At 34.5% G+C, this 26746-nt stretch carries 22 protein-coding genes; 10 read left to right on the forward strand and 12 right to left on the reverse strand.

All coding sequences use genetic code 11. The features are described 5' to 3' along the window. Nucleotides 1-37 precede the first annotated feature (37 nt). Nucleotides 38-1927 (reverse strand): M61 family metallopeptidase, encoded by a 1890-nt coding sequence (locus J4050_RS12280; RefSeq protein ID WP_208154885.1) that lies wholly within the window; start codon nucleotides 1925-1927, stop codon nucleotides 38-40. A 98-nt stretch (nucleotides 1928-2025) separates the two neighbouring features. Between J4050_RS12280 and J4050_RS12285 the strand changes: the two genes are divergently transcribed. The 5 genes from J4050_RS12285 to J4050_RS12305 all read left to right on the forward strand — a co-directional run bounded on the left by J4050_RS12285 (nucleotide 2026) and on the right by J4050_RS12305 (nucleotide 7258). Continuing rightward, nucleotides 2026-3030 (forward strand): glycosyltransferase family 2 protein, encoded by a 1005-nt coding sequence (locus tag J4050_RS12285; protein ID WP_208154886.1) that lies wholly within the window; start codon nucleotides 2026-2028, stop codon nucleotides 3028-3030. 70 nt (nucleotides 3031-3100) lie between these two features. Continuing rightward, nucleotides 3101-5029: a BatA domain-containing protein gene (locus J4050_RS12290; protein WP_208154887.1), complete on the forward strand. Its 1929-nt coding sequence runs from the start codon at nucleotides 3101-3103 to the stop codon at nucleotides 5027-5029. Further along, nucleotides 5026-6285: a dihydroorotase gene (locus tag J4050_RS12295; RefSeq protein ID WP_208154888.1), complete on the forward strand. Its 1260-nt coding sequence runs from the start codon at nucleotides 5026-5028 to the stop codon at nucleotides 6283-6285. The genes J4050_RS12290 and J4050_RS12295 overlap by 4 nt, the downstream gene beginning before the upstream one ends. Further along, a complete protein-coding gene (locus tag J4050_RS12300) occupies nucleotides 6278-6607 on the forward strand; it encodes a magnetosome magnetite crystal formation protein family (protein ID WP_208154889.1) in 330 nt (109 codons plus the stop codon). Before J4050_RS12295 ends, J4050_RS12300 begins: the two co-directional genes overlap by 8 nt. 3 nt (nucleotides 6608-6610) lie before the next feature. Continuing rightward, nucleotides 6611-7258 carry an alpha/beta hydrolase gene (locus J4050_RS12305; protein ID WP_208154890.1) on the forward strand — a complete coding sequence of 216 codons (648 nt, stop codon included), beginning with the start codon at nucleotides 6611-6613 and terminating at the stop codon, nucleotides 7256-7258. On the opposite strand, the gene J4050_RS12310 is transcribed toward J4050_RS12305, so the two are convergent. Together J4050_RS12310 and J4050_RS12315 are read right to left on the reverse strand one after the other, a co-directional pair. Continuing rightward, on the reverse strand, nucleotides 7255-7761 hold the full coding sequence (locus J4050_RS12310; RefSeq protein WP_243878634.1) for a thioredoxin domain-containing protein: 507 nt from the start codon (nucleotides 7759-7761) through the stop codon (nucleotides 7255-7257). The two genes, J4050_RS12305 and J4050_RS12310, sit on opposite strands and share 4 nt — an antisense overlap. Nucleotides 7762-7763: 2 nt before the next feature. Further along, the gene (locus J4050_RS12315; RefSeq protein WP_208154891.1) at nucleotides 7764-8525 is read right to left on the reverse strand and encodes an MBL fold metallo-hydrolase; all 762 of its coding nucleotides are present in this window, start codon (nucleotides 8523-8525) and stop codon (nucleotides 7764-7766) included. Between the two features lie 90 nt (nucleotides 8526-8615). Between J4050_RS12315 and J4050_RS12320 the strand changes: the two genes are divergently transcribed. Next, nucleotides 8616-10064 carry a TonB-dependent receptor gene (locus J4050_RS12320; protein ID WP_208154892.1) on the forward strand — a complete coding sequence of 483 codons (1449 nt, stop codon included), beginning with the start codon at nucleotides 8616-8618 and terminating at the stop codon, nucleotides 10062-10064. 86 nt (nucleotides 10065-10150) lie between these two features. Here the strand turns inward: J4050_RS12320 and bcp are convergent, their stop codons facing one another. Then, on the reverse strand, nucleotides 10151-10603 hold the full coding sequence (gene bcp, locus J4050_RS12325; protein ID WP_208154893.1) for a thioredoxin-dependent thiol peroxidase: 453 nt from the start codon (nucleotides 10601-10603) through the stop codon (nucleotides 10151-10153). Between the two features lie 86 nt (nucleotides 10604-10689). Beyond that, the gene (locus tag J4050_RS12330) at nucleotides 10690-11805 is read right to left on the reverse strand and encodes a glycosyltransferase family 4 protein (RefSeq protein ID WP_208154894.1); all 1116 of its coding nucleotides are present in this window, start codon (nucleotides 11803-11805) and stop codon (nucleotides 10690-10692) included. Nucleotides 11806-11937: 132 nt separating this feature from the next. Here J4050_RS12330 and J4050_RS12335 point away from each other — a divergent pair, with 132 nt between their 5' ends. Then, nucleotides 11938-12597: an endonuclease III domain-containing protein gene (locus J4050_RS12335; RefSeq protein ID WP_208154895.1), complete on the forward strand. Its 660-nt coding sequence runs from the start codon at nucleotides 11938-11940 to the stop codon at nucleotides 12595-12597. Between the two features lie 226 nt (nucleotides 12598-12823). Here the strand turns inward: J4050_RS12335 and J4050_RS12340 are convergent, their stop codons facing one another. Next, the gene (locus J4050_RS12340) at nucleotides 12824-13408 is read right to left on the reverse strand and encodes an RNA polymerase sigma factor (RefSeq protein WP_208154896.1); all 585 of its coding nucleotides are present in this window, start codon (nucleotides 13406-13408) and stop codon (nucleotides 12824-12826) included. A gap of 229 nt (nucleotides 13409-13637) precedes the next feature. On the opposite strand from J4050_RS12340, the gene uvrA reads away from it, so the two are divergent. After that, nucleotides 13638-16427, forward strand: coding sequence for an excinuclease ABC subunit UvrA (gene uvrA / locus J4050_RS12345; RefSeq protein WP_208154897.1), 2790 nt, complete (start codon nucleotides 13638-13640; stop codon nucleotides 16425-16427). A gap of 6 nt (nucleotides 16428-16433) precedes the next feature. After that, nucleotides 16434-17117 (forward strand): hypothetical protein, encoded by a 684-nt coding sequence (locus J4050_RS12350; protein ID WP_208154898.1) that lies wholly within the window; start codon nucleotides 16434-16436, stop codon nucleotides 17115-17117. Here the strand turns inward: J4050_RS12350 and J4050_RS12355 are convergent. Continuing rightward, nucleotides 17095-18177 (reverse strand): DUF3667 domain-containing protein, encoded by a 1083-nt coding sequence (locus J4050_RS12355; RefSeq protein ID WP_208154899.1) that lies wholly within the window; start codon nucleotides 18175-18177, stop codon nucleotides 17095-17097. The genes J4050_RS12350 and J4050_RS12355 overlap by 23 nt on opposite strands. Nucleotides 18178-18259: 82 nt before the next feature. Continuing rightward, nucleotides 18260-19690 carry a serine hydrolase domain-containing protein gene (locus J4050_RS12360; protein WP_208154900.1) on the reverse strand — a complete coding sequence of 477 codons (1431 nt, stop codon included), beginning with the start codon at nucleotides 19688-19690 and terminating at the stop codon, nucleotides 18260-18262. A gap of 166 nt (nucleotides 19691-19856) precedes the next feature. Here J4050_RS12360 and J4050_RS12365 point away from each other — a divergent pair, with 166 nt between their 5' ends. Next, nucleotides 19857-21062: a hypothetical protein gene (locus tag J4050_RS12365; protein WP_208154901.1), complete on the forward strand. Its 1206-nt coding sequence runs from the start codon at nucleotides 19857-19859 to the stop codon at nucleotides 21060-21062. Between the two features lie 89 nt (nucleotides 21063-21151). Here J4050_RS12365 and J4050_RS12370 read toward each other — a convergent pair whose 3' ends face one another. The 4 genes from J4050_RS12370 to J4050_RS12385 form a co-directional block, all read right to left on the reverse strand. Continuing rightward, nucleotides 21152-22603: an oligosaccharide flippase family protein gene (locus J4050_RS12370; protein ID WP_347879118.1), complete on the reverse strand. Its 1452-nt coding sequence runs from the start codon at nucleotides 22601-22603 to the stop codon at nucleotides 21152-21154. Between the two features lie 57 nt (nucleotides 22604-22660). Continuing rightward, nucleotides 22661-23941 carry a glycosyltransferase family protein gene (locus J4050_RS12375; RefSeq protein WP_208154903.1) on the reverse strand — a complete coding sequence of 427 codons (1281 nt, stop codon included), beginning with the start codon at nucleotides 23939-23941 and terminating at the stop codon, nucleotides 22661-22663. Between the two features lie 9 nt (nucleotides 23942-23950). Further along, complete coding sequence (locus J4050_RS12380; protein ID WP_208154904.1) at nucleotides 23951-26374, reverse strand: YfhO family protein; 2424 nt, start codon at nucleotides 26372-26374, stop codon at nucleotides 23951-23953. Nucleotides 26375-26442: 68 nt separating this feature from the next. Further along, nucleotides 26443-26733: a DUF4834 family protein gene (locus tag J4050_RS12385; RefSeq protein ID WP_208154905.1), complete on the reverse strand. Its 291-nt coding sequence runs from the start codon at nucleotides 26731-26733 to the stop codon at nucleotides 26443-26445. Nucleotides 26734-26746: the final 13 nt, after the last annotated feature.

Below are 26746 nucleotides of genomic sequence, written 5' to 3' on the forward strand. Positions count from 1 at the left end.
TAATCGGCAGCCTTTTTTTAAACATATAAAATTAGAATCAACCTTTTAACCAAGCCTTCCGTAATTCTATTTGATCGTTAGTTGCTTCTGTATTTTCAATTATGCTCTCATCAATGGCCATTGGCTTTGTCAATGTTGCCTTTATAAGTATCGGTTCTCCGTCGCGTTCTAAGTCCATAGTTATCTCCTGTCCTTCTTGCCACATAAACATACCACCTATAACCTGTTGCACATTCTGAAGTGTCAATTCTTGACCATTGACTTTTTTAATAATATCTCCTGACTTAACGTCTTGTGAGGCCCAAAAGGAATTCTTCAAAGCCATATCCGAAAAGAAAATAGTCCCTGCCTGTTGATCGCCATCAAAAATTACGTTTTGTCCTCCTGCAAAAATATAATTGGTCTCAACTTCGGTTTGCCCTTTAGTTAAACCAACCATTTCAAAAAACTCGTCGTAATTAATCGGTACGTCACCTTGGACATGCGTTTTAAGAAATTCTCCAACACTTGGATAGGTCATTGCGGTAATTTCAGTAATGATTTTATCATCCTCAAAAGGTTTGTTCTTACCATATTTCATGGAAAGCTCTTTCATTAGAGACAACATGCTACGCTGACCATTACTTTCTTTTCGCATTAAAATATCAATGCACATACCAATTAAGGCCCCTTTCATATAGACATTTCCATAATTGGACGCATAAGGCTCGTCAAGCACATTTTCACTCATAATAGTAAAACTCATGGCATCATCCATCATTCTAGATATTCCAATCTTCTGGTTTATTGTACCGTAAAACTCCTCATTAGAGACCAATCCTTTATATACCTGGAAATGCTGGGCAAAATATTCCGTAACTCCCTCATACATCCACAAATGCTTAGAAAAGGTTGGCTGATTGTAATCGAAATAGTGAATATCTTCAGAATGAACCGATAATGGTGTTACAATATGAAAAAACTCATGTGCCACAACATCTATGAAAGAACTCTTTAGACCTTCTAAAGGTGTACTTTCTGGAAATACCGCAACTGTTGATGTGTGATGCTCGAGTGCACCAAATCCTTTAGGTGAATTTTCTTTACCCTCAGAAAGGTACAAGAAGATGTCGTACCTCGCTGTAGTATTAATATCTCCCAAATAGGCTTTTTGTGCTTTCATCATTTCAAAAGCTGTTTCTTTAAGACTTGCAGCGGTATGCACTTTGTTTGGAGAATACAAGCTCAATACAATTTTAATATCACCAACCATAAACTCCTCTACATCAAGATTACCATACATCATGGGATTATCAGTAATATCAAAGTAACGCGGTGCAAAATAAGTTGTTGTTATAACGTCCTCTGAAACATTTTTAGAACCTGTACTGACCAAGGCAGAAGTTCTATCAAACCTAGCAGGTGCAGTCACATCTAGCGTGTATTGATTAGATTTTAAAGAATCGAAATAACCAATGAAACCATGTAAATTAAGCACATAATTCTCTGGTTCTATGTTAGTACCTGCGGGAGAGAACGGCTGCTCACCTCCAATTCCTCCTGAAGTCTCAATATCAAAAGTATCATTGACAAAATACTCGATCTTATCTAACTGAGTGGCGTTTTCAATAGCCCAACTATTGGTGTCTATTTTTTCATAAGCCAATTCATTTCCATTGTAATCCAATGCTTTAAAATCATCTATATATTTTCCAAAATCACTAACGGAATAAGTACCCTGTACAACTCTTGGAATTCTGTAGGTTACAGTCTCTACAGTAAATCGCCCTGGGTTTACCACTACAGGAACTTTATCATTTTTCACTGCAGTTAAATCTAGTGATGTTTCAATGGGATTGCTGGTAGCTAAATCATCTGCTTTCGGTTTTGCAGATCCACAGCCAACCAATATTAGGCTTAAACTAAGTATGGCAATGTAATTCTTCATATTCTAATTTTAATTTTTTAACAAGTCGCACAAATCTACAATCTGTTACAAGCCAATGTCCAAAGTTTATGTTAAAATGAGATTATTATATTCGCAGCATGAAGGCATTAGTAAGTATTCTTATTCCATTTAAAAACACCTCTTTATTTATTGAGGAGTGCCTGCTTTCTATTTTATCACAGTCTTATGCTTCCTGGGAAGCCATTTTTGTTGATGACTTTTCCACAGATAATTCATACAGTATTATAGAAGCGTATGCCAATAACGAGTCTCGAATCAAACTAGTAAAAAACAATGGTAAAGGCATCATAGATGCTTTGAGAACGGCATACGGTGTATCCAAAGGTGTATTTATTACGCGAATGGACAGTGATGATATTATGACTTCAGATCGACTTCAATGGATGGTATCTCAACTTCATACGCACGGTAAAGGCCATATAGCAGTAGGTCAAGTAAAATATTTCAGGTCAGATGGTGTAAGTGATGGATACGCACGTTATGAAACATGGATCAATAGTTTAACCGAAACAGGTTCAAATTATTCTCAAATCTATAAAGAATGTGTTATCCCTTCACCCTGTTGGATGGCTTATAGAGACGATTTTGAAGCCTGTGATGCATTCTTACCCGATAGATATCCTGAAGACTATGACCTCACTTTTAGGTTTTATCAAAATCAATTGAAGTGTATTCCATGTGATCAAGTGCTATTGCATTGGCGAGATTATGCAACTCGAACCTCCAGAACTCATGAGCATTATGCTCAAAACTATTTTCTTGACATAAAAACACATTTCTTTTTAAAATTGGATTATGACGAAAAAAGGCCGCTTACAATTTGGGGAGCTGGTTATAAGGGTAAGACTATCGCCAAATTATTGATTAAGGCCAATGTGCAGTTTTATTGGATTTGTGATAACCCAAAAAAAATTGGTAAGCAGATTTACAATCAATCGTTATTTAATTTCGATTTCCTTTCAAAACTATCACATCCACAAAGTATTGTCACCGTTGCCAATGAAACTGCTCAGCAAGAAATAAAGCTCTACTTTGAGAGTCAAGATATGAAACCAATGACTGACTATTTCTTTTTCTGTTAAATTTCTCAAAAGCAGATATTTTCGATCCCTTTTCATTTTCTATCTTTGAGGCATAACTGAAACTCTAGGAATGCAATTTAAACACCCTGAATTACTTTATGCACTTTTATTGCTTATCATTCCTATTCTCATTCATCTCTTTCAGCTAAGGCGATTTCAAAAGGTTAAGTTCACTAACGTTAAGCTTCTAAAGCAAATCAACTTACAAACCCGTAAAAGTTCTAAACTAAAAAAATGGCTAGTTTTATTTACTAGGCTTTCAATAATTGGGTTTGTGGTTTTGGCATTCGCACAACCATTTATTCCAAACACTTCAAATTATAACAAGGCGCAAGAGACTGTTATTTATTTAGATAATTCCTTCAGTATGCAGGCTATTGGTAAAAATGGTTCCTTGTTAAATGAAGCCATTCAAAATTTGTTGACCTCATTACCAAATGATGAAAAATTAAGTGTATTTACAAATGACAATGTCTTTAAAAACACCTCAATAAAAGCTATTAAAAATGATCTTATCGCGTTATCGTTTTCACATAGTCAAATCGGTTATCAATCGGCTTACCTGAAGGGAAAGCAGTTGTTTTCGGATGATAATTCATCTACAAAAAATTTAGTGTTAGTTTCTGATTTTCAGCAACAAAATGAAGGGTTTAATATACCTACTGATAGTATTATTAATTTGAAATTGGTACAACAGAAACCTAATATAAATTCTAACATTAGCGTTGACAGTGTTTATGTGAAATCAACAAACGGAGAGACCTTAGAATTGGCCGCTGTTATTCGAACTTTTGGAGACATAAAAAACGATGTTTCAGTTTCTCTTTTTAATAACGAAGAACTCTTAGCCAAGAATATGGCATCTTTTGTTAGCAATACATCTGAAGTTGTATTTTCAGTACCAAACAATGCTATAATTAATGGGAAGCTAACCATTGAAGATGGTGGGTTAAATTATGACAATACCTTTTATTTTAATATTAACGAAAAACCAAAAATAAAGGTACTTTCCATTTCTGATGAAACCGATAATGGTTTCTTAAATCGAATCTATACCAGTGACGAATTTGAATTTTTAAACTTTGATTTGGATAAACTCAATTTTAATCTTATTCCGAATCAGAATTTACTGATACTTAACGAAGTTAGAAATATATCTGACGCCTTAAAGTTAGCACTCGTAGAGTTTAAAAAGGATGGTGGTTCAATTGTAATTATACCCAGTATTGATGCAGATTTAGACTCTTATAATGGATTGCTGAAACAGTTGAATGCAGTTTTGTTCACAGACGCAAATAACAGCGCTAAGCGCATCACAAAAATTAATTTCAATCATCCTTTACTAGAGAATACCTTCTACTCGCAGGTTACTAACTTTCAATATCCTAAGGCAGAAATGAGCTTTACATTTTCTGGTCAAAATAATCCTATTCTAAGTTTTGAAGACGACACGCCTTTTTTAACAGGTAGAAATGAGGTATATACATTTGCTGCTCCAATTAATAAGACAAATTCAAACTTCATCAATTCTCAATTAATCGTGCCCGTTTTATATAATATGGGATTACAGAGTCTGCCTTTGGCAAAACTCTATTACCAATTGGGTACTAAAAACGATATCGCCATAAAGACCACGTTAGGCCAAGACGATATCCTAACCTTAGAGTCTACTAATTCATCAGTAATTCCTTTGCAAAAGACCTACAGTACCTCGGTTGTTTTACAAGTAGACGAATTTCCTAAAGAAGCTGGAATATTAACGGTTAAAAACAATGATTTAAGTTTGCAAAACCTGAGCTTTAACTATCCAAGACATGAAAGCCAATTGGCTTATTTTAATCTAGAGGATATGCCAAATGTCAATATTGATAATAGTTTGATTGAGGCCATTGACAGTATAAAAAGTAATACAAATGTTAATGCTCTATGGAAATGGTTTGTTATTTTTGCACTGGCATTTTTAATGATAGAAATGTTTCTACTAAAGTATCTTAAATGAACACACTGATAAAATCTGCTACAATTGTTGATTCTAAAAGTGATTTTCACAACGAAAAAGTCGACATCTTAATAGAAAGAGGTCGTATTTCTAAAATTTCTAAACGCATAACCAATCAAAATAATTATCGTGAAATACGTCTAGATAATCTGCATGTATCGCGAGGTTGGTTTGATAGTAGTGTTTCATTTGGAGAACCAGGCTTTGAGGAACGAGAAACTATATCTAACGGTTTAAAAACTGCTGCACGATCTGGTTTTACGGCTGTAGCCTTAAATTCTAATACACATCCTGTAGTAGATAGCAATCCAGACATTACATTTATTCAATCAAAAAGTGCTGGACATGCCACTAACCTATACCCTATTGGAGCTTTAACTAGAGCAGGAAATGGTGTTGATTTGGCAGAACTCTTTGATATGCAATCAGCTGGTGCTGTTGCGTTTTATGATTACAAGCAACCCATTGAAAATCCTAATTTATTGAAAATTGCTTTGCAGTATGCAAGCAATTTTAATGGGTTAGTTCTTTCTTTTCCGCAAGAAAATAAAATTTCAGGTCTGGGTGTGGTAAATGAGCATATTAATAGTACTAAATTAGGCCTTAAGGGCAACCCTGCGCTCGCCGAAGAATTGCAAGTAGCGAGAGATTTATTTCTTTTGGAATACACTGAAGGTAAACTACATATACCAACTATCTCAACAGCAAAATCGGTACAATTAATTAGAGAAGCAAAATCTAAAAAGATGGATGTCACCTGTAGTGTTGCTATACACAATTTGGTTCTAACTGATGACGAGCTTGCTGATTTCAATACCAACTTTAAAGTGTTACCGCCACTAAGAACCAATGAAGACCTAGAAGCCTTGATAGAAGGATTGAAGGACGGCACTATAGATATGGTAACCTCTGACCATAACCCAATTGACATAGAAGGAAAAAAAGTAGAATTTGAATACGCTAAATACGGGACTATAGGTTTAGAATCTGCATTTGGGGCTTTACAAACAGTTTTTACAACAAAAAAAGCGATTGCTTTGCTTACTAAGGGTAAAGAACGATTTGGGATAGAATTAAATCCTATCAATGAAGGTGAACGTGCAGAATTGACGCTATTCAATCCAGATGTAAACTACAACTTCACGTCATCCGATATTTTATCAAAATCCAATAACAGTATTTTCTTAGGTCACAGACTAAAAGGAAAGGTCTATGGTATAGTCGCAAACAACAAAATTAGTCTAAGTAATGAATAATAAAACTGTACAGGAGGGTAAAACCTACGCAGTAGTAGCATACTTGACCATTATTGGTGTGCTCATTGCTTATTTTATGAATCAAGAAAAAAAGAACAATTTTACGGCGTTTCATGTGAGACAAAGTCTTGGATTATGGCTCTTATATTTCATATTCGGTTACGTTGTAAGCGGTTTTGATGATTGGACAATATCTTATTCATTTTGGATTGTTTTTGCTTTACTTTTTATCTATGGTATTTTTGGTGCATTTTCTGGAAAAGCCAATAGCGTGCCAATCCTAGGTGATGTATTTCAGAAACTTTTTAAATCTATGGGATAAATTATGTCTTCGAAACTGTTTTACATTAAAAGACCTTCTACCCTAAAAGAAAATGCTCCATTATTAATTATGGCTCATGGTTATGGTAGTGATGAAAACGATTTGTTTTCTTTTGCTTCAGAGTTACCAGAAGAGCTATTTATTATCTCCCTACGCGCACCTTATGCCATGCAGCCATACGGTAATGCTTGGTACGCAATTAATTTCGATGCAGAAAAAGGCAAATGGAGCGATAATGAGCAAGCAAGGCGTTCTGTAAATATTATCGCCAAATTTATTAACTACGCCTGTGAAACTTATCCTGTGAATCCCAAAAATGTAACCCTTTTAGGATTTAGTCAAGGTACTATTTTAAGTTATGCCGTAGCACTGAACTATCCTGAGATAGTCACTAATATCATTGCACTAAGCGGTTATATTAATGAGGATATTCTACCGGAAAGCGTTAATCCGTCAGAGGTTAGTCACCTTAATTTTTATTGTTCCCATGGTAGTGCAGACCAAGTTATACCTGTAGAATGGGCGCGGAAAGCACCAGAATTTTTAAAGGCACTTAAAATTAACCACGTCTATTTCGAATATCCCGTAGGTCACGGTGTAGCACCACAGAATTTCTTTGATTTTAAAAGGTGGTTATCGGAGCGAATCTAGTTTAGTTTCGGATACATAAAGTACTCTACCAACTTATATTTTAATTCGTTATTTGCATCAATTTCATAGGTGAGAAATATTTCTCCCCAATACTGTCCGTCCGTAAAATTAGCGACAACCCATTTATGGTTAAGAATCCTAATTTTATTGATAACTAATTTTGTTCCTGTTAGGGATACAAAAGGTACAATGGGATGATCATCACCCTTATAATCGTTCATATTATAAAGGCCTTCTTTAATGGCAGGTATGAGTTCATCGGTATCATAACCCTGGGATTCAAAGTAATCTATCGCATCCTGATTTCTATCAATATTGAAATAACTCAACTCAAAATTCTCCTCCTCTAAAGCTTCAATAATCTTTGTATTCTCTTGTACAGATGCATTATAGGAATTAATATCCTTTTCATATTTATCTATAATGTTTTTTGAATTCACATATTGAAATATGATTAACAATAGAGAAAAGATGAACAAATACATAAAAACTCTTTGTTTCATTGTTATATGGTTATTTGAAGGTTATCGTATGCTAAAAAAACGTTCTTAGGCAATTTTTGTTGCACCTCATCATGAAATCCGAGGTGATGACTTATATGGGTTAAATAGGCTCGTTTTGGATTAACTTTGCTAATAAATTCTATAGCTTCTGCAAGGTTAAAGTGAGACATATGAGGTTCTTCTCTTAAGGCATTTATGACAAGAACGTCTGTGCCCTTAAGCTTTTCTATTTCTTCCTGAGGAACTGTTTTCATGTCAGTGAGATAAGCAAACCGATTAAACCTAAAGCCAAAAACTTGGAGTTTATGGTGTAAACCATCTATTGGCAATACTTTAATATTACCTAACTTAAAAGGCCTATTTTTAATTTTAATGCGCTTTACACTAGGTACTCCTGGATATTTGTCTTCTGATGTAAAAATGTAATCAAATCTTTTTCTTAAAGCTTTAAACACTCGTTTGTGAGCATATAATGGAATATCACCTTGCCTAAAGAAAAAAGGCCTAATGTCATCTAAGCCCATAGTATGATCCGCATGCTCGTGAGTAAACAAAATACCGTCAATTTTAGAGACATTAGCATTGAGCATCTGTTGCCTAAAATCCGGACCACAATCCACCACGTAAGCGTATTCATCCCATTCTACCAAGATAGATACACGTAGCCTCTTGTCCTTAGGGTTATCGCTTAAACAGACAGGGTGTTTACTCCCTATTATTGGTATGCCTTGCGATGTTCCTGTACCAAGAAAAGTTACCTTCACACGATTTAAATTTATGACAAAAATACTGTTATTTTTTTGTTTACTTAGGTAATTGAGTACCTTTGCTAAAACGTTGTAATCCCGAAATCTATGGAAGAAATCACGTATGATGGCGATTCTAATTTTGAGAATATTCCTTCGCTAAAAGACAAGGCCTTAAGGATAAACCTCAATAAAGACATCTATGGTACTTTTGCCGAAATTGGAGCTGGTCAAGAAACGGTGCGCCAGTTTTTTAGAGCAGGAGGTGCTTCGGGTACAATTGCAAAAACCATGTCGGCCTACGATAAAGACTTTAGCGATGCCATTTATGGTATTGAGAACGACAGGCGCTATGTCACTGAGGCTCGGCTAAGAAAAATGCTTAATCATGAGGTTGATCTCATTGAACGACGTATTGTTAGAGAAAAACATCCTAACAAGATATTTTTTGCCTATGCTAATACGGTTGCCACTATTGATTTTGCTAAAAAATATAAAGGTCACGGTTGGGTTGGTATAAAGTACCAAGTTGCACCAGACCAAGAGTACAATGACATCGTTCTCCATATTAGATTTAAGGAAAATGATGCACGGTTACAACAAGAAACATTAGGTAAACTAGGTACCAATCTCATTTATGGTGCTTTCTATAAATACAATCAACCTAAAAAGTTATTACGCTACTTATATGATCATCTAGACAAAGATCAACTAGAAATAGACACCATTAACTTTGCTGGTCCTGTATATCAAAATATAGATAATAGGCTCATGAGCCTTCAACTTGTTAAGAATGGTATGACTGATGCCGTAATGTTTGCTCCAGATGGCAACAACGTTCTCCCAGCAGCAGTACTTTACAAAAAGAATATTTTGGCCCTTAGAGGTAGTTTTAGACCTGTTACCAAGGTAAATATGGATATGTTTGAAAAATCATACGAAATGTTTATCAAGGAAAATAAGGTAGATAAAGAAAAAACTCAGGTCATTTTTGAAATAACCTTATCCAATCTAAGAGCTGAAGGTGAAATAGATGAGCAAGATTTCATGGACAGAGCACGTTTATTATGTTCGCTCGGTCAGACAGTATTGATTTCGAATTTTCAAGAATTTTATAAGCTTGTTGAATACTTCTCGCAATATACGAGAAGCAGAATGGGTCTTGCCATGGGTGTTAATAACCTAGTAGATATTTTTGACGAAAAATACTACCGTCATTTAAGCGGTGGAATTCTTGAAGCCTTTGGTAAGCTATTCTACAAAGATTTACGTGTTTATTTATATCCTATGAAGAATAAAGATAATAGCGTAACGAATAGCGAAAATCTGAAGGTTCACCCAAGAATGAAAGAACTCTATAAATTCTTTAAATACAATGGTAAAGTTGTAGATATTACAGATTACGATAATTCCATTCTGCGCATTTTCTCTAGGGAAGTGCTAAAAATGATAGCTAGTGGTGAGGATGGTTGGGAAAGTATGCTCCCAGAGGGTGTTGCCAAATTAATTAAAGAAAAAAGTTTATTTGGATACGAAGCAGAGGAAGTAATGCACTAGACAATTCACAACAAAAAAATAAAGCGGCTTAGTAACAGTCTATCTGTAATTGGCCGCTTTATTTTTTTTGTAAGGTCTTGGTTAATTTAGCCTAAAATTTGTTCAGCGTGTGCTTTGGTTTTTACTTTAGTAATTACATTTTCCAAGACACCATTCTCATCGATAACAAATGTAGTTCTATGAATACCTTCATATTCTTTGCCCATAAACTTCTTCGGACCCCAAACACCAAAAGCATTGATGACAGATTTATCTTCATCAGCTATTAAAGGATATTTAAAACCATATTTATCTTTAAAGTTAGACTGGCGCTTAGCACTATCTGCACTTACGCCCAATATGTCGTACCCTGCATCTTTAAAGCGGTCAATATTATCATTGAGGTTACAAGCTTCTGCAGTACAACCAGGCGTACTTGCTTTTGGGTAGAAGAAAACTACCAATTTTTTTCCCTTGTAATCGGACAATGAAACAGTATTACCTTGTTCATCTAATCCCTTGAAATTTGGTGCCTTATCACCTATTTTTAAGTGCGTCATGATCTTTGATTTTATGTTTAAGTAAAAATACGATGTATCAGCAAGCTACAAAAGGCAGGCCTTGTTATAAATACGTTAAATGCGCATTAATTCGGATGCAGTTCTTCAAATAAGTCTTGCCAAAGCTTCATAATTTTTTCCTTCGCAAATCTCTGTATGTTTATTTGAGCCTTTTCACCCATCTCTTTCCTGAGATTGTTGTCCTTTATTAAGTGCTGGATAGATTCTGACAAAGCCAATACATCTTTTGGAGGGACCAAAATACCATCCTCTCCATTTTTAATAATTGCTCTCGGACCATAAGGGCAATCAAAAGAAACTACCGGAATCCCAAAAGACATCGCTTCTACAATTGTTAAAGGGAATCCCTCTATAACCGAGCTACAAACTAAAATCGAGGCATTTAGATATTCCTTTGAGATCTCCTTAGTATGTTCTAAGAATTCCACATTATCAGATATCCCTAAATCCTTGGCTTGCTTTCGTAAATCAATAACAGTTATTCTTTGACCAACAATTCTCAGAGTCCATTCTGGAAAATGTTCTAGAACCGCGGCCCAACTATCAATAAGCATATCAAACCCCTTTACAGGGTCGTGCCGTCCTACTGCAAGTACCACTTTGTTATTAAGTTCTGCTCTATTTCCTTCGGCATCTAAGATTATTGGATTGCCTATAACGCTAAGTCGCTTAACAAATTTCCAATCTTGTCTATGGTCATTGGTTAAAATTACAAAACGGTCATAGCAATTACCACCAAAAAGCACAAGTTTAGATTTTATTACGTTACTGATTTTTGTTTTAAGCCCTTTATAATATCTGTTAAGATTAATATCCTTTGTACTATGTCTTTGATAGACAATTTTATAATTCTTTTTTAAAAAATACGGGACGTAAAGCCAAGCAATATCATCAATACAAACCATTACAATATCAGGCTCTAAACCTGGTAACAGGTTATTTAGGGATTTTACTAATTTAAAATAACTCTTTTTTGGTCCTTTTTTGGCATTAATGAAATGAAAAGGAATCTTATTATCTACTTCGAAGAAGGTTCTTTCCAGGTTGTTTTCGTTCTGTTCAATTAATACTAATTGCACATCATAACCGAAATTACGAACGAAATAATTAGACTGTACACTAATCATTCGTTCTAGGCCTGTGGTACCATTAATTTTATTTGCAATATAAACTATGCGCATTTCTAGGTCCAATTAAATAAGATTAGAATTTAAAATTAATACAATCAATTTTTATTCATACCCGTTTAATTTGTTTATTTGTTTAATAGCACATAAAAGAGATTAACACCATTTAAAACTTGTATTCTTCGTATGACTAAGCAACAAAAGGTAGAATTTGTTATAGAGACTTTAAGCAAGCTTTATCCAAAAATTCCCATTCCTTTGGAGCACAAGGACCCTTACACCCTACTTATTGCAGTATTAATGTCTGCACAAAGTACAGATGTAAGAGTAAATCAAATTACACCTCTACTTTTTAAAAAAGCAGACAATCCATACGATATGGTGAAACTGAGTGTTGAAGAAATTAGAGACATCATAAAACCCGTAGGCTTATCTCCAATGAAAAGTAAAGGAATCTATGGCTTGTCTAAAATATTAATTGAAAAACATAACGGAAAAGTACCTCAGACTTATGAGGATTTAGAGGCTTTACCCGCTGTTGGCCATAAAACTGCAGCTGTTGTCTTATCACAAGCGTTCGGCATACCTGCTTTTCCAGTAGACACACACATCCATAGGTTAATGTACAGATGGAATCTAAGTACAGGGAAAAATGTGGTACAAACAGAAAGAGATGCAAAACGGTTATTTCCAAAAGAACTTTGGAACGACTTACATCTTCAAATTATCTGGTACGGGAGGGAATACTCTCCTGCAAGGGGTTGGGACTTGGATAAAGATATTATTACAAAAACCATCGGTAGAAGGTCCGTCATTAATGCTTATCACAAAAACAAAAAATCCTGATACATGATCAGGATTCTTTACCAACTTAATTTAGAAGTGCTTCAAACTTCAATTTATTATAATTTATAACACTTAAAGCCTTAGAGTAATTCAAAAGGAAACTTATGGTTTCATCTTTTGGTTGTAGGTTGATTTTTTTTGAGGTTTGTTGTGAGTAAATTTTTGCCATATTAATAATTTAGGATTTATTATATGACAAGAACGCAACAGAATTATGTTTATTGTATCAATTTGTTAAAACAATATTATTCTGCTCTATAACCTTTCTCATATTAATTAGGGCGTATCGCATTCTACCTAATGCTGTATTAATACTAACTCCTGTGCGTTCAGAGATTTCTTTAAAACTCATGTCTTGATAGATTCGCATTTTAAGCACCTGCTTTTGATCTTCAGGTAGCTCTTCAATAATCCTTCTAACATCAGATTCTACTTGATCCTTAATTAAGGATTTCTCCGCATTAAGACTAGAATCACTTAATACAGAAAAAATACTAAATTCTCCAGCATTATCAAATTTTGGCATCCGATTATTTTTTCTGAAATAATCAATTACCAAATTATGAGCAATACGCATAACCCAAGGTAAAAACTTACCTTCCTCGTTGTATTTACCCAATTTTAAAGTCCTGATGACTTTGATAAAAGTATCCTGAAAAATATCTTCAGTTACATCTTTGTCGTAGACTTTGGAGTAAATGAAACTGTATATTTTTTGCTTATGTCTCCCAATCAAAACTGAAAGTGCATTTTCATCGCCGTTAATGTATCTTGAAACCAAAGCTGCGTCTTGGATAAGTTCTGTCTTCATAATAATTACTTTAAAACCTAAATGATTAGGTCTGGGGTTTAAAATTTTCTTTAAAGTAATATTATGCTATACGCAGCTGTTTTATATATGAATAGGAACCAAATATAACAACAATCATTCCGAAAAAACAAAATTTGCCTCTAAAATTTAACATTTTATCCCATATTTCAACGTTTTACCGAGACAAATAGAAGTGGTATCTTTGCAAAATCTTGTTCAAAATCAACTTATGAATACTAACATATTAGATGCAAACCCTAAGGATAACATCATTATAAAAGGTGCTAAACTTCATAATCTTAAAGATATTGATGTTGTTATACCTAGAAATGAACTAGTAGTCATAACAGGGTTATCAGGATCTGGAAAATCTAGTTTAGCCTTTGATACGTTGTATGCAGAGGGCCAACGACGATATGTAGAAAGCTTATCGAGTTATGCTAGGCAATTCTTAGGACGCTTAAATAAACCAAAAGTTGATTATATAAAAGGTATTGCTCCTGCAATAGCTATTGAACAGAAAGTAAATTCAACAAACCCAAGGTCTACCGTTGGTACAACAACAGAAATCTACGATTATTTAAAATTACTCTTTGCCAGAATAGGAAAGACCTACTCTCCTATTTCAGGAGATTTAGTTAAAAAACATAGGGTTAAGGACGTTATAGACTACGTCTTAACATTTAAGGAAGGGACCAAATTGCTATTGCTTTCTCCTATTCAGTTGGAAGAAGGCAGAACTATAGAAAACAAGCTTCAAACCCTTCAACAGCAGGGTTATGCTAGGATAAAAATTAAGGATAGTGTAGTAAGAATAGATGATGTCTTAAAGAAAACTATTTCTCCTGATACCAACTTGCACCTTGTCGTAGACCGTATCATTTTTAAAAATGATGAGGACTTTTTAAACCGTCTTGCAGATGCCATTGAAACTGCTTTTTTTGAAGGTGTTGGAACATGTATTATTGAATCATTAACTGATAACAAACAATCGGAATTCAATAATAAATTTGAGCTTGACGGCATGAGCTTTCTAGAACCTAATGCTCATCTATTTAGTTTCAATAATCCTTACGGCGCCTGTCCTAAATGCGAAGGTTACGGCGATGTTATTGGAATTGACGAAGACCTTGTGGTTCCAAATACAGCATTGTCCATTTATGAAAATGCTATTTTTCCGTGGCGCGGCGAGAGTATGAGTTGGTATAGAGATCAATTAGTCAATAATTCTCATCTTTTCGATTTCCCTATTCACAAGCCCTACTTTGAATTAAGCGAAGCCCATAAGGCACTTATATGGTCGGGTAATAAGTATTTTGAAGGTTTAGATAGCTTTTTTGCTGAACTTGAGTCTAAAGCTTATAAGATTCAAAATCGCGTAATGCTGTCACGTTATAGAGGCAAAACCAAATGCAGCGTTTGCAAAGGTAAACGTCTTCGTAAAGAAGCTAATTATGTAAAAATAAATGGCTCTACCATTACAGATTTAGTAGATCTGCCTATTGGAGAACTTACGAAGTTTTTCGAGAATTTAGCACTTTCAGAACATGATAGAACTATCGCCAAACGTCTACTAACCGAAATTAACACAAGGCTAGAATTCCTAAGTAACGTAGGACTGGGCTATCTCACCTTAAACCGTAAATCAAACACACTTTCTGGTGGAGAAAGCCAACGTATAAATCTTGCAACCTCACTTGGTAGCAGCCTTGTGGGCTCTATGTATATTTTAGATGAACCTAGCATAGGATTACATCCTAAGGATACGAAACGGCTAATCGATGTTTTAAAATCATTGAGAGATTTAGGCAATACCGTTATTGTTGTTGAACACGATGAGGATATAATGAAAGCAGCCGATACTATAATAGATATAGGACCAGAAGCGGGTACTTTTGGAGGTGAGGTTGTTGCTAGCGGAGATTTCAAAGATATTTTAGCCTCGAACTCACTTACAGCAAAGTACTTAAACGGCGCATTGAAAATTGAAGTTCCTAATAAACGTAAAACTTCTAAATACAACGTAGAAATCATAGGGGCTCGAGAACATAATCTCAAAAATATCGATGTCAATTTCCCGCTCCAGATGCTTACGGTAATTACAGGAGTTTCAGGGAGCGGAAAAAGCACCTTGGTTAAGAAGATTTTATATCCTTCTATACAAAAGAAATTAACTGGGTTCAGTGATAAACCAGGCCAGTTTACAGAACTAAAAGGTGATTTTAATAATATAAAACAAGTTGAATTTGTAGACCAAAATCCAATAGGGCGTTCTTCTCGTTCTAATCCAGTGACATACATTAAAGCTTATGATGACATTAGAGCACTATTCGCGTCACAGAAATTAAGTAAGATAAGAAATTACCAAGCCAAACACTTTAGCTTCAATGTAGATGGTGGTCGTTGTGAAACCTGCAAAGGTGAAGGGGAAGTGACTATAGAAATGCAATTTATGGCAGATGTGCATTTAACATGTGAGACTTGTGGTGGCAAACGCTTTAAAAAAGAAGTTTTAGAAGTAAAATTTGAGAGTAAATCAATTGATGACATTTTAAACCTTACCATTGATGATGCAGTGGATTTCTTTGAAAGTCACAAACAAACAAAAATTAAAAATAAGCTTCAACCTCTAAAAGATGTTGGATTGGGTTATGTCACCCTTGGTCAATCTTCTTCTACCCTGTCGGGTGGAGAAGCCCAAAGAATAAAATTAGCGACGTTTTTAGGTAAAGGAGCTAATGCAAATAATGCTTTATTCATTTTCGATGAGCCTACTACAGGTTTACATTTTCACGATATTCAAAAACTTCTAAAATCGTTTAAAGCTTTAATCGATAAAGGACATTCAATCATTGTTATTGAACACAATATTGATTTAATTAAATGCGCAGACTACATTATCGATTTAGGTCCTGATGGAGGTAAATATGGAGGAAATTTAGTAGCTTGTGGTACGCCAGAAGAGATTACCGCCAATCCTAATTCTATAACAGGCCAATATCTTAAGGACAAAGTTTAAACTGAAATGAGTACGCTAACAAATCCACACCAACACAATACAGACGTTGATGGTAGTGATGTTAATTTCTCAACTGAAACACTTAAAACCAATATTGCTCTTACCCCTCTGAAACATGGAGGCTCAAGTTTTAAGACCCATGTTTTAATAAGAGTCTCCGATGATATCTTTTCTTATAAACCTAGCTATGGAACAGCTATTTTTTGTTGGGTTTTTGTTTCTATTGGTTTGAGTCTGCTATTTTTCGGTGTAAGAGAAATTTTAGTAGGCATAAGTGAGGTGAAGTTTCCAGTGCTTCTGTTAGTAGGCATCGGACTGATCTTTACCTCGGTTGGAGCCTACATGTTCTATAGTTTTTACAAACCCATTGTTTTTGATAAGTCCAAAGGCCTATACCGTAAAGGATATAACACTAAAAAGCGGGCTGAAAACGTATTCAAATCTGCCCAAAAAATTAGACTAATTGAAATTATTGCATTTCAGATTATTGGCGAACGGGTTAAAGGGGATAAAAACACCTTTAATAGTTTTGAACTAAATATGGTTTTAAAAAATGGCAAAAGAAAGAATATTGTTGATCACGGTAATCTAAAATCTATAATCAATGATGCCCAATCACTCAGTGAGTTTTTAGACGTCCCTATCTGGCACGCAAAATCTAAAGAAATTAGTAAAACAGAAATGCAATAAAACCTAGCATCACAAAAGACACTGGCACAACAAGTAATAAAAAGAAGAAACTAATTATTCCACTTTTAATAAAACTCAAAATCCAATTTTGTTCATAAAATCGTATAACTGAAGCAACCAAATAAAAGAAGGTTGAAAATGCCAAAAGCCAATCTATCCAGTCCGGTATATCCCAAATCCATCTATTAATAGCAAAGATTAGACTGAACAACAAAAATAAAAACGAAAAATAGTAGAAACTGAATACTAAATGATGTGCATAGCGACCTCGTTTAAAAAAGAATACCTTAAAAAACAGTGCAAACAAAGGCATAAGGAAAAACATAGCCAACGGAATACTATCAATAAAGGTTTGATATATCTGACCTAGTCCCATCGTTTTATAAAACTTAAGTCCCTGTACAAATATTTTTCGTTGAAAATATCCCGCGTCTTCAGCCATTCCCATGGCCCTATAGATAGTCTCATTAGATGCACCAGACTGTATAAGGGAATCAATCTCAGATTCATTAAATCCAAAATCTGTATTGATTTCTTCGGATCCTATCTCAACCGTCGTGATGGAATCTAGGCGTCGTAAATCTTCTTCCTTTAAACCTAAGGCATCTTTTTTCAACTTTATGGGCTTAAGAGCCATTTGTCGCAAGGAATCCATATAAATACTATCAGAAAGCTTTTCTTTACTCACTTTACCCTTATTTTCTCTGCTGGCTACAACCTCCTCCATGGTTTTGTCTAATTTTTCACGCCCTTCCCTAACGTAAAAATTAAAAATAAAGAAAAATATAACCGCAACGAAGAGATACATCTGGGCAGGATGCAGGTATAACAAACGTTTACCTTTAACAAACTCCTTAGCTAAATAACCTGGCCTAAACATTAAAGGAACAAAACTCTTTAAAAATCTAGCATCAAATGAAAAGTAGTTGCTTATGGTATTATAAAACAATACGCCTATTGTTAGTTCGTCATTTGTTTTTTGACCACAATGAGGACAAAATTGAAACCCTTCTTCATAAGGTTGTTCGCAATTTTGACATTTCACTTTATTTGGTTCCATTTTTTCAGACATTAGGGACTTCTTCTAATTTATAGAAGAATTACTCATTAATTTGTTTCAGTCAAACTAATCAATCAGTTATTTAATTCATTTTATTTGAATAATTCTGGTGTGATTTACTTCGAATTACATTTCCTTTGGCATCTCTTTCAAAGACTGTTTCCTCTGCCAGCTCACCATTAGATTTTACGCGTCTAAACGTGTCACCCTCAATATGCTTATACATTGTCATAGATTCTGACAAATCATTTGTAGGTAGTGAAATACTGACCAATTTACCATTCCAGGTACCACAGTAGCTTTCGCTACCCCAAGGTTGTGAGTTATAAAAACCTACGTAATCGTTAAGATTTACGTCATTATCTTTTTGCTCTTCCAACTTCTCTGTCTTCATTAAAACTTTATGTATGGTTGAGGAATATTTTCCGGGATTTGTACTGCTGGCGTTAATCATAACAGCATAAGCCATCTTAGTTTTTAAATTGAGTTGAAGTGTGCTGCGGTAACCTGGACAACTACCTCCATGACCTACCCATTTGCTACCATCCGATCCTTTATATACAGAAAAGCCTAATCCCCAGGTTAGATTAAAATCTGGATTTGTCCAATGTACATTGTGCATATTTTTTAGCGTTGATGGTCTTAAGATTTCTGCTTCTTTTGACGCTCTAAGTCTAAATTGCCATGAGGCAAATTTTGCTAAGTCCAAAACATTTGAAGAATACCCTGCCGCAGGTGTGACTCCTTTAGGCTCATATAATGCCACCTGATTTCTTTCTAACTGACGATTTAACGCGGAATATCCGATTGCCAATTCTTTACCATATAAATCCATGGGCATATCTGGCCTTGTATCTTTTAAATTTAAAGGGGTTAGAATATTCTCAATAACATAATCTTCGTAAGACACTCCAGATAATTCGCTGACAACTTGCCCCAAAAGACCCATAGCTAGATTAGAATATTGAAAGTTATAAGAAGCAGGATAAAGCGTCTCTTGATTATTTAAAGCTTCTGTCATTTCCTCAACGGTTGGAAATGGAAAATCTGGACCAGTCCAATATGGGACATCAGCTTGTCTTGGTAAACCCGAAGAGTGTGTAAGTAATGTCCTAATGGTAATAGGTCCACTATCGGAAAATTGTTGTTTTAAATTAAATCTCGGCAAAATATCTTTCAATTGGTCATCTAATCTCAATTTGCCTTCATCGTAAAGTTTCATTATAGCTACTGAGGTAAACAATTTTGAAATTGAACAGATACTGCACAATGTTGTGGTTTTGGTACTTACGTCTGCGTCTTCATTAGCCTTTCCATAGGCAGCACTCCAAATAGTCTCTTGATCTTTGACTACCGCTACAGAAATACCAGGCAATTTTTCATAATCTTTTTGAGCGTCTAGCCAGACTTCTATAAGTTTAAATGCTTCATCATAATTCTTCGTCTCTTCTTGTGCATTGAGAGAAGATAAAACAAGGAAATAACAGAAAAGGATAACAATACTTTTTTTCATGAGGGTTGGTTTTACATTTCTAAAGTTACTTAAATTTTACTTTTTAAATTCTTCAAATAGCCTATATCAGATATAGTTCAGAATTACCTACTGAAAATCAAAGCTTTATAGATTTGGCACGCTGTTTGCAACTCTGTTAATGAGTTTAATTTAAAACCCTTTAACTATGAAACGGATACTATATCTATTTGCTCTGTTAGTGACGGTTAGCACTACGGCAAAAACGGAAACCAACACAACATTAGGAGCAGATGCCTCCATTAACAATTATGTGAGAGGTTATGGTAATTCTTTCATATTTATTGAAGGTGGTATTGAATTCGCGGTTTTCCCAGACGGTCAGTTTGATTTTTACATGCCTAATTATGGCCCTAATGTTAATTTAGGAATTAATAGCCCTGGATTCTCACTAAGCTTCAACACTGGATTTAATTACAACCCATTTGTTCAGTACGATAGCTTTGGTGCTATAATTCAAGTTGAAAACACACCGATTTTCTATGATTTCTATGGTAGAGTGAATCAGATTGGAAACATCTTTATAAACTATAACGGGTTCGGGCGAGTAAACAGAATTGGAGGACTAAATATTTTTTATAGAAATAATGCATTTTGGAGATATTCTGGATTCATTAATATATACAATAGAGCATATGTCTGGAGACCTTGGCATCGATTTTATGCTTTACCACCTGTAGGATTTTATGTGGTAAACACATGGGCTTATAGACAGTATTATACACCTGTAAGGCACATATGGTATAGACCGTATAGAAATAATGTAAGACACTTTAATGTTAATGGAAGACGCGGTAATGCACAATATGGAAGACGCCATAACTCTAGAGTTAACGAACGCTATGCCCAAACACCAAGAACACGGTCTGAGCGCGATACTAGAAGACGTATAGAGCGCAGAAATTCTGAGATTGAAAGAACAAGAAATACGCGTATTACTAATAATAGTGGTACAGTAAGATCTAGGTCTAACAGTAGTACTAGTGTAGCTAATACAAGGACAACAACTAGAAGCTCTAATAACTCGGTCAGAGGAAATAACAGATCTAATGTAACACGAAGCAAAGTAACTTCAACAACACGTTCTAAATCAAGGGTTAATGCACCAAGCAGAGGAACAAGATATAATGTGACCAAATCGCGTACTAACGTGTCCAATAATAGAACAGCCTCGGTAAGAAAACCAAAAGCGACTCAGACACGTAGTTATAATAGAACGTCATCGCAAAACAGTAAACAGCGAAGTGTTGTTCAGAATAAAAGAAAATCCTCGTCAGCAAGGACGAAGCCGAACACAAGTAGAAATAACAGTAGAAGCTCGGCCAAGACAAGCTCAAGACGAAGTCGATTCTAAAATATGATTTTTTTGGTTGGTTAGTAGAAGTCCCGTTTGATGTATGCCTCAGAGCACCTTACGGGACTTCTCATTTTAAAAAGTATTTATTATAATTTTAGATGCTTTTTTATTTGAATTGAAATATCTTCCGATATATTCCATTTATAAATTATAATGAAATAAGCAAGTCCTACAACTAAGGACTTCAGTACAATATTAATTACAGGATAAAATGGGAAATCCCAAAAGTAAAATACAAAAGACAATATTATTACACTTATAACTACTTTTAACGATGCCAAAGTAAAGGGCTGCATGTTAAACTTGCGTTTAACATAAATCAACTTTACAGTATTGTAAACAGCAATTGCAAGAAACGTAGCTATTGCAGAGCCATTGATGCCAAATAATGGAATAAAAATTAGATTGAAAAGTACAGCTACTATTGTCAATAAAACACCAAAAACCAGAACCATCCTATAGTAATCACTATTAAACAATATGGCATTGTTATTACCTAAAGCATTGTCATACAATTTAGCTATACTAATAATAATAACCACAATTAGACCTCCCGTAAATTCTTTAGGTAATATTTGATACAACTGATTGATGTTAAGGATAATGAGTAAAAATATAAAACCACTAACTACCAAAAGATTTAGAGAGCTGCGTTTATATAAATCTTTAAGTGCCTTAAAATCGTTTTTATTCAAATATTGTGCTGTTAATGGCATCATTATTTGATGCATAGCACGCTGAGGAACAGCGATTACAGTGGCAATAAAAATAGCGACACTATAATAGGCAACATTTTCAATGTGTTCTAACATTAAGCCAATCATAAACTTATCAATATCTAAAATTACCATGGCTATCGAACCTGCAACAATCATAAGCAAGGCATAGTTTAGCACATTACTTATGTTATCAAGTTTTTGAAATCTAAATTTTGGTAGTCTTATGGCATAGGCATATAGCTTCATCAGCATCATCCTAACTACATAAACAGCTACTAAACCTAAAATAAATTCATCTGCCGTAAGCCATTCTAGATAAACGCCGTATAATAATATCATTATTAAAATTCGATGGAAAATCTCCTTCATAATGTTTCCGAATACCGTTTGCAGCTGAACCTTTGTCCAAGCATAAAAAATTTCGAAATACGCCATGGCAATAGCTATTACAAATATGTGCCATATGTAGTTTTTAACAATAGTATTCTCTGATGCTAAAACACTAGAAATAGTCTCGTAAGAAACAAATCCTATTAATCCAACAGGTAGAACAATAAGGAATGGTAAAAACAACATTAAGGTTAAGAAACTATTGATACTATTCTTTGATTTATAACCTGAATAAAACTTAACAATGGCATTATGAACACCAAATGCCATAAACGGCATCATTATATTGGCAGCGGACAGTACAAAAGCTACTAGCCCGTAATACTCATCGCTTAAGAAATTGGTATAAAGAAATAAGGTGTTAATAGCCCCTATTCCAAATCCAATATAGGTGCTTATGGTATTCTTAAAAGATTGCGTAAAAACCATTCCCATAGAATGACAAAGTACAACCAATTAGCACTAGAATCCAAAATCAAACTCTAATTAAATAAGAGCCGCTAATTTACGCGTTAGTTCTTTTCTGCCGTATGGATTTAGACCAATGGCATTGACTTGAAGTGTTCCATTCTGAAAACTCTCAAATACACTTAAAACGTGATTTTTAAGTTGTGATTTTTGGTTATATGTAAAATAGGACCCTGTATTAGTAGATTTTATTATTTGTTCAATGTCAGAATTCTCAGGACCTATAGCCAATATAGGAGTTTCAGAAATAAGATATTCAAAAACTTTACCAGGAATAATTGCTTTTGTTTCTTCAGAATCAATTTCTACAAGTAATAATACCTGTGACCGCATCTGATATTTAATAGCTTCAGCGTGGCTAACATATCCAACTACTTCTAAATGGTCGTTTAAATTGAAACTCTCTATACTAGTTATAACATCAGCACTCACTACACCTATGAAACGCAATCGAAACAACTCTGAAAACGCTTTGTTTTCATCTATTAGTTCTGATAGCACCTCCCATAAAACAATAGGATTTCGTTCTGATAACAGCGAACCAATGTGCGACATTGTAAACAATGAATCCTTGTCGTTAATTTTAACAGAATGAGTGTCGTAACCGTTAGTAATAAGTGTTACAGATTGATTTGTCTTCCTTTCAAACTCCTGTTTGGTATGATTGCTTGTTACAGTAATCTGATCAGCCTTATTAAGAACTTCAGATTCGAGTTCTAGATGTTTCGCTTTAGAACTAGATGTAAGCTTTAATAATTTATGGTATCCTATGGTTGTCCAAGGATCTCTAAAATCTGCAATCCATTTTACTTGGAGTTTTTCCTTTAGGCCCAAACCTATTAGATGAAGACTATGCGGTGGCCCAGTTGTAATTATGGTATTTATTTGATGTTTACGGATGTAGTCTGAAAGGAAACCTACCGAAGGCTTTACCCAATTCTTACGTGCATCAGGTATAAAGAAGTTTCCTCTTACAAATAACATTAATTGTTGTAAAAGAGATTGTTTTTCTCGCTTTGGAATTACTCCAGAGCTTATAGTTTTAGTTTGCTTTTTAGAAAATAATCCTGCTAAATTATATGGCTCTTTAATTGGTGTTTTAAGAATTTCTAAATTGTTTGGGATTTCGGCTAATAGACTTTCATCCAAAATAGGGTAGCTTGGATTTTCTGGAGAGTATATAATTGGCTCAACCCCAAATTCTGGAAGATACTTTGCAAATTTCAGCCAACGTTGAACTCCAGGTCCTCCGGCAGGTGGCCAATAATAAGTGATTATAAGTACTTTTTTGGAAGCCATTTAAATAAATTACGCTTCTGGTCTTTTTGGTTTAAATTGAAAATACAATCCAAAAATTATTAGCAATCCAAGAATCGCAGAACTTGCCAAGGCAATTCTACTACCTATTTCAACCACTTTTGGTTCAAACTTAAATTCTATAGTGTGATGTCCTTGGGGAATACTCAACCCTCTAAGGACATAATTAACACGGGTATGAGGAACTACATTACCATCTATATAAGCATTCCAACCTTTACTATAATAAACCTCCGAAAATACGGCAAAACCATTATTATTGTTTTTTGAGTCATATTTAAGATAATTTGGCTTAAACTCCTTAAGCTCAATAGTTGCCAAAGAGTCCAAGGTAAATGTTTTAGAAGCTTCTATTAAAGTACTAACAGCTTTTACTTTTGTATTTAAACTGTCAAGCATTTTTATTTCTTCATTTGCTGTATTTACCTGCTTAAGATTTTTTACAAACCATGCATTACCGTTAGCTTCAGTATTGGTATAGGGTAAAATTTTACCTTGCTCTTCAACGATAATGTATTTGGTATTGAGCATATTTAAGACATTCATATTATTGTCATAAACATAAAACTCAAGAAGTTCATTGTAACGTCCTAATTTTGCAGCATGGTAGCCCATAAGTGAATTATGGAAATAGGCAGCACGTCCTGGTCTTCCCTGACCTTCATTGGATATGTCAAAAACTCTAAAATGACTTTTATCCTTTAGAATTTCTTTATCGGCTTCAGTGGCCCTATAAGGTCTATCTACTTGAATTGCAGATATGAAATCGTCATTATTTACATATTGCTTATTGATTGCAACTAAGTCGAAAACTATTAAAAAACCCAAACAGACAATAGCACTGTTTTTCTTAACCTTTTTATTAAAGAATAAATAGAGTGTACCAGCTGACAATACAACGAGTATCAATGTCCTAATTGTATCAGATGTAAGAAGTACTTTCCTGTCTGCAATTAATGCGTCAACAAAAGGCTGTCCATAGGCTTGCACATATCTATCGTCCCTTAAACCTTCAAAATCAAATAAGGTAGATTTAAAAAGTAAAAACAAAACACACAAACCAGATGTAAGTATTACAGTATATTTTAAGGCTATTAGTTTTTCGTTCTTACTTTCAGTTTTTCCAAAGAATTGAACCAAGCCTAAAATGCCAAGGACAGGAACACACAGCTCCAAAATTACTTGAATAGAACTAACCGCACGGAACTTATTATAAAGGGGGATGTAGTCTATAAAGAAATCTGTTAAAAACTCTAGGTTTTTGCCATAAGATAATAATAAGGACAAAACCGTACCTCCTAATAGCCACCATTTCATTTTACCCTTTACCAAAAATAGTCCCAGCACGAAAAGAAAAATCGCAACTGCTCCGACATAAGCCGGTGCTTCGACAATTGGTTGGTCGCCCCAATACATTGGCGCATTTCTACTCGCTTCTAAAGCTTCTATAGGTGAAGCCCCAAGATTTATATAAGCCTTGTAAGTTTCTGAATCCTTACCAACATCTTCATAGTTGCCACCACCCATAAATTTGGGTATAAATAGATTAAAAGTTTCTACCAATCCATAACTATACTCTGTAATGTATTCTCTGCTCAAACCTGATGTAGTTTCCTTAGGCGAGCCATCCGAATTAATGGTCAGTTCACTTTTTCCTCGTGTACTTTCCTTTACATATTCTTGGGTAGCTAGAATATTTGTAGCATTCAACCCTACGGCCAAAATAGCAGCGATACTCAAAATCCCGATTGATTTTAAAAAATCTGGTAACTGCTTCTTTTTGTAGGCATCGACTAAATAACTTATTCCTAGTACAATAACCAACAAAAATAAATAATAGGTCATCTGATAGTGATTGGCAACAAGTTCTAGACCAAGGGCTACTGCCGTTATAAGAAACCCTATTATATATTTCTTTCTAAAGGTGAGTACAATACCAGAAAGTACCAATGGCATATAAGCAATGGCGTGCGCTTTAGAGTTATGCCCTACACCTAGAATAATTATAAGATAGGTAGAAAAGCCAAAGGCCAACGCTCCTAAAGCCGCTAACTTAAAATCTACTTTTAAGCATAAGAGTAAAATATAAAAGCCTAAAAAATATAGAAATAAATAATCAGCAGGACGCGGCAGAAAACGTAGTGAAAGGTCTAGTTTCTTTATGTAATTATGTGGATACTTTGCTCCCAATTGATATGTGGGCATTCCTCCAAAAGCACTATTTGTCCAGTAGGTCTCTTCGCCTGTATTTTTGGCAAATTCCTTTTGCTGTTGTGCCATACCAATGTAATGCATAATATCACTTTGGAATATTTTTTTTCCTTGTAATACAGGACTAAAGTATACTAAAGACACGATGACAAAGCCAATAATTACTGAGATGTGGGGAATTATGCGTTTGATGGAATCGGACATTAAAAAGCTTAATTATTTCAAAGGAAAGTTACTACTTTTTTTATAAGACGCTAGGATTTTTATTTCAACTAGTCCACCTCTTCGTAATCTATATATTCACCTACGTCATCATTCGAAGATTTATGATTCTCAGGCATTTTATCAATAACTGTTTCACCCTCTTTTGCACGTTTTTGGTTGGATTGTTTTTGGTTTTGAAATCCACCAAATTGTTGGCCGAATTTTTGTTCTGCTTTTTTGGCAACAAACCTCAAAATTAAGGGCGCAAAAAGACGTGAGAGAATCTTAACACCAAAGTAAATAAGCAGTAATATTAAAATGGTCCTTAAAAAACCCATAGCTGAAGCTTCGTAAATCATAAATTCTTATTCA

It is taken from the genome of Winogradskyella pelagia, from assembly GCF_017581965.1.
Classification (GTDB): Bacteria; Bacteroidota; Bacteroidia; order Flavobacteriales; family Flavobacteriaceae; genus Winogradskyella; species Winogradskyella pelagia.

Bases quoted from the DNA above. Each gene is read 5' to 3' on its own strand.
- J4050_RS12295 (WP_208154888.1), top strand. From the start codon at position 5,026: ATGAACACACTGATAAAATCTGCTACAATTGTTGATTCTAAAAGTGAT.
- J4050_RS12310 (WP_243878634.1), bottom strand. From the start codon at position 7,761: ATGAAACAAAGAGTTTTTATGTATTTGTTCATCTTTTCTCTATTGTTA.
- J4050_RS12385 (WP_208154905.1), bottom strand. From the start codon at position 26,733: ATGATTTACGAAGCTTCAGCTATGGGTTTTTTAAGGACCATTTTAATA.
- J4050_RS12355 (WP_208154899.1), bottom strand. From the start codon at position 18,177: ATGGAACCAAATAAAGTGAAATGTCAAAATTGCGAACAACCTTATGAA.
- J4050_RS12300 (WP_208154889.1), top strand. From the start codon at position 6,278: ATGAATAATAAAACTGTACAGGAGGGTAAAACCTACGCAGTAGTAGCA.
- J4050_RS12370 (WP_347879118.1), bottom strand. From the start codon at position 22,603: ATGGTTTTTACGCAATCTTTTAAGAATACCATAAGCACCTATATTGGA.
- J4050_RS12320 (WP_208154892.1), top strand. From the start codon at position 8,616: ATGGAAGAAATCACGTATGATGGCGATTCTAATTTTGAGAATATTCCT.
- J4050_RS12335 (WP_208154895.1), top strand. From the start codon at position 11,938: ATGACTAAGCAACAAAAGGTAGAATTTGTTATAGAGACTTTAAGCAAG.
- J4050_RS12360 (WP_208154900.1), bottom strand. From the start codon at position 19,690: ATGAAAAAAAGTATTGTTATCCTTTTCTGTTATTTCCTTGTTTTATCT.
- J4050_RS12365 (WP_208154901.1), top strand. From the start codon at position 19,857: ATGAAACGGATACTATATCTATTTGCTCTGTTAGTGACGGTTAGCACT.
- bcp (WP_208154893.1), bottom strand. From the start codon at position 10,603: ATGACGCACTTAAAAATAGGTGATAAGGCACCAAATTTCAAGGGATTA.
- J4050_RS12375 (WP_208154903.1), bottom strand. From the start codon at position 23,941: ATGGCTTCCAAAAAAGTACTTATAATCACTTATTATTGGCCACCTGCC.
- J4050_RS12380 (WP_208154904.1), bottom strand. From the start codon at position 26,374: ATGTCCGATTCCATCAAACGCATAATTCCCCACATCTCAGTAATTATT.
- J4050_RS12280 (WP_208154885.1), bottom strand. From the start codon at position 1,927: ATGAAGAATTACATTGCCATACTTAGTTTAAGCCTAATATTGGTTGGC.
- J4050_RS12350 (WP_208154898.1), top strand. From the start codon at position 16,434: ATGAGTACGCTAACAAATCCACACCAACACAATACAGACGTTGATGGT.
- J4050_RS12330 (WP_208154894.1), bottom strand. From the start codon at position 11,805: ATGCGCATAGTTTATATTGCAAATAAAATTAATGGTACCACAGGCCTA.
- J4050_RS12290 (WP_208154887.1), top strand. From the start codon at position 3,101: ATGCAATTTAAACACCCTGAATTACTTTATGCACTTTTATTGCTTATC.
- J4050_RS12340 (WP_208154896.1), bottom strand. From the start codon at position 13,408: ATGAAGACAGAACTTATCCAAGACGCAGCTTTGGTTTCAAGATACATT.
- J4050_RS12285 (WP_208154886.1), top strand. From the start codon at position 2,026: ATGAAGGCATTAGTAAGTATTCTTATTCCATTTAAAAACACCTCTTTA.
- J4050_RS12305 (WP_208154890.1), top strand. From the start codon at position 6,611: ATGTCTTCGAAACTGTTTTACATTAAAAGACCTTCTACCCTAAAAGAA.
- uvrA (WP_208154897.1), top strand. From the start codon at position 13,638: ATGAATACTAACATATTAGATGCAAACCCTAAGGATAACATCATTATA.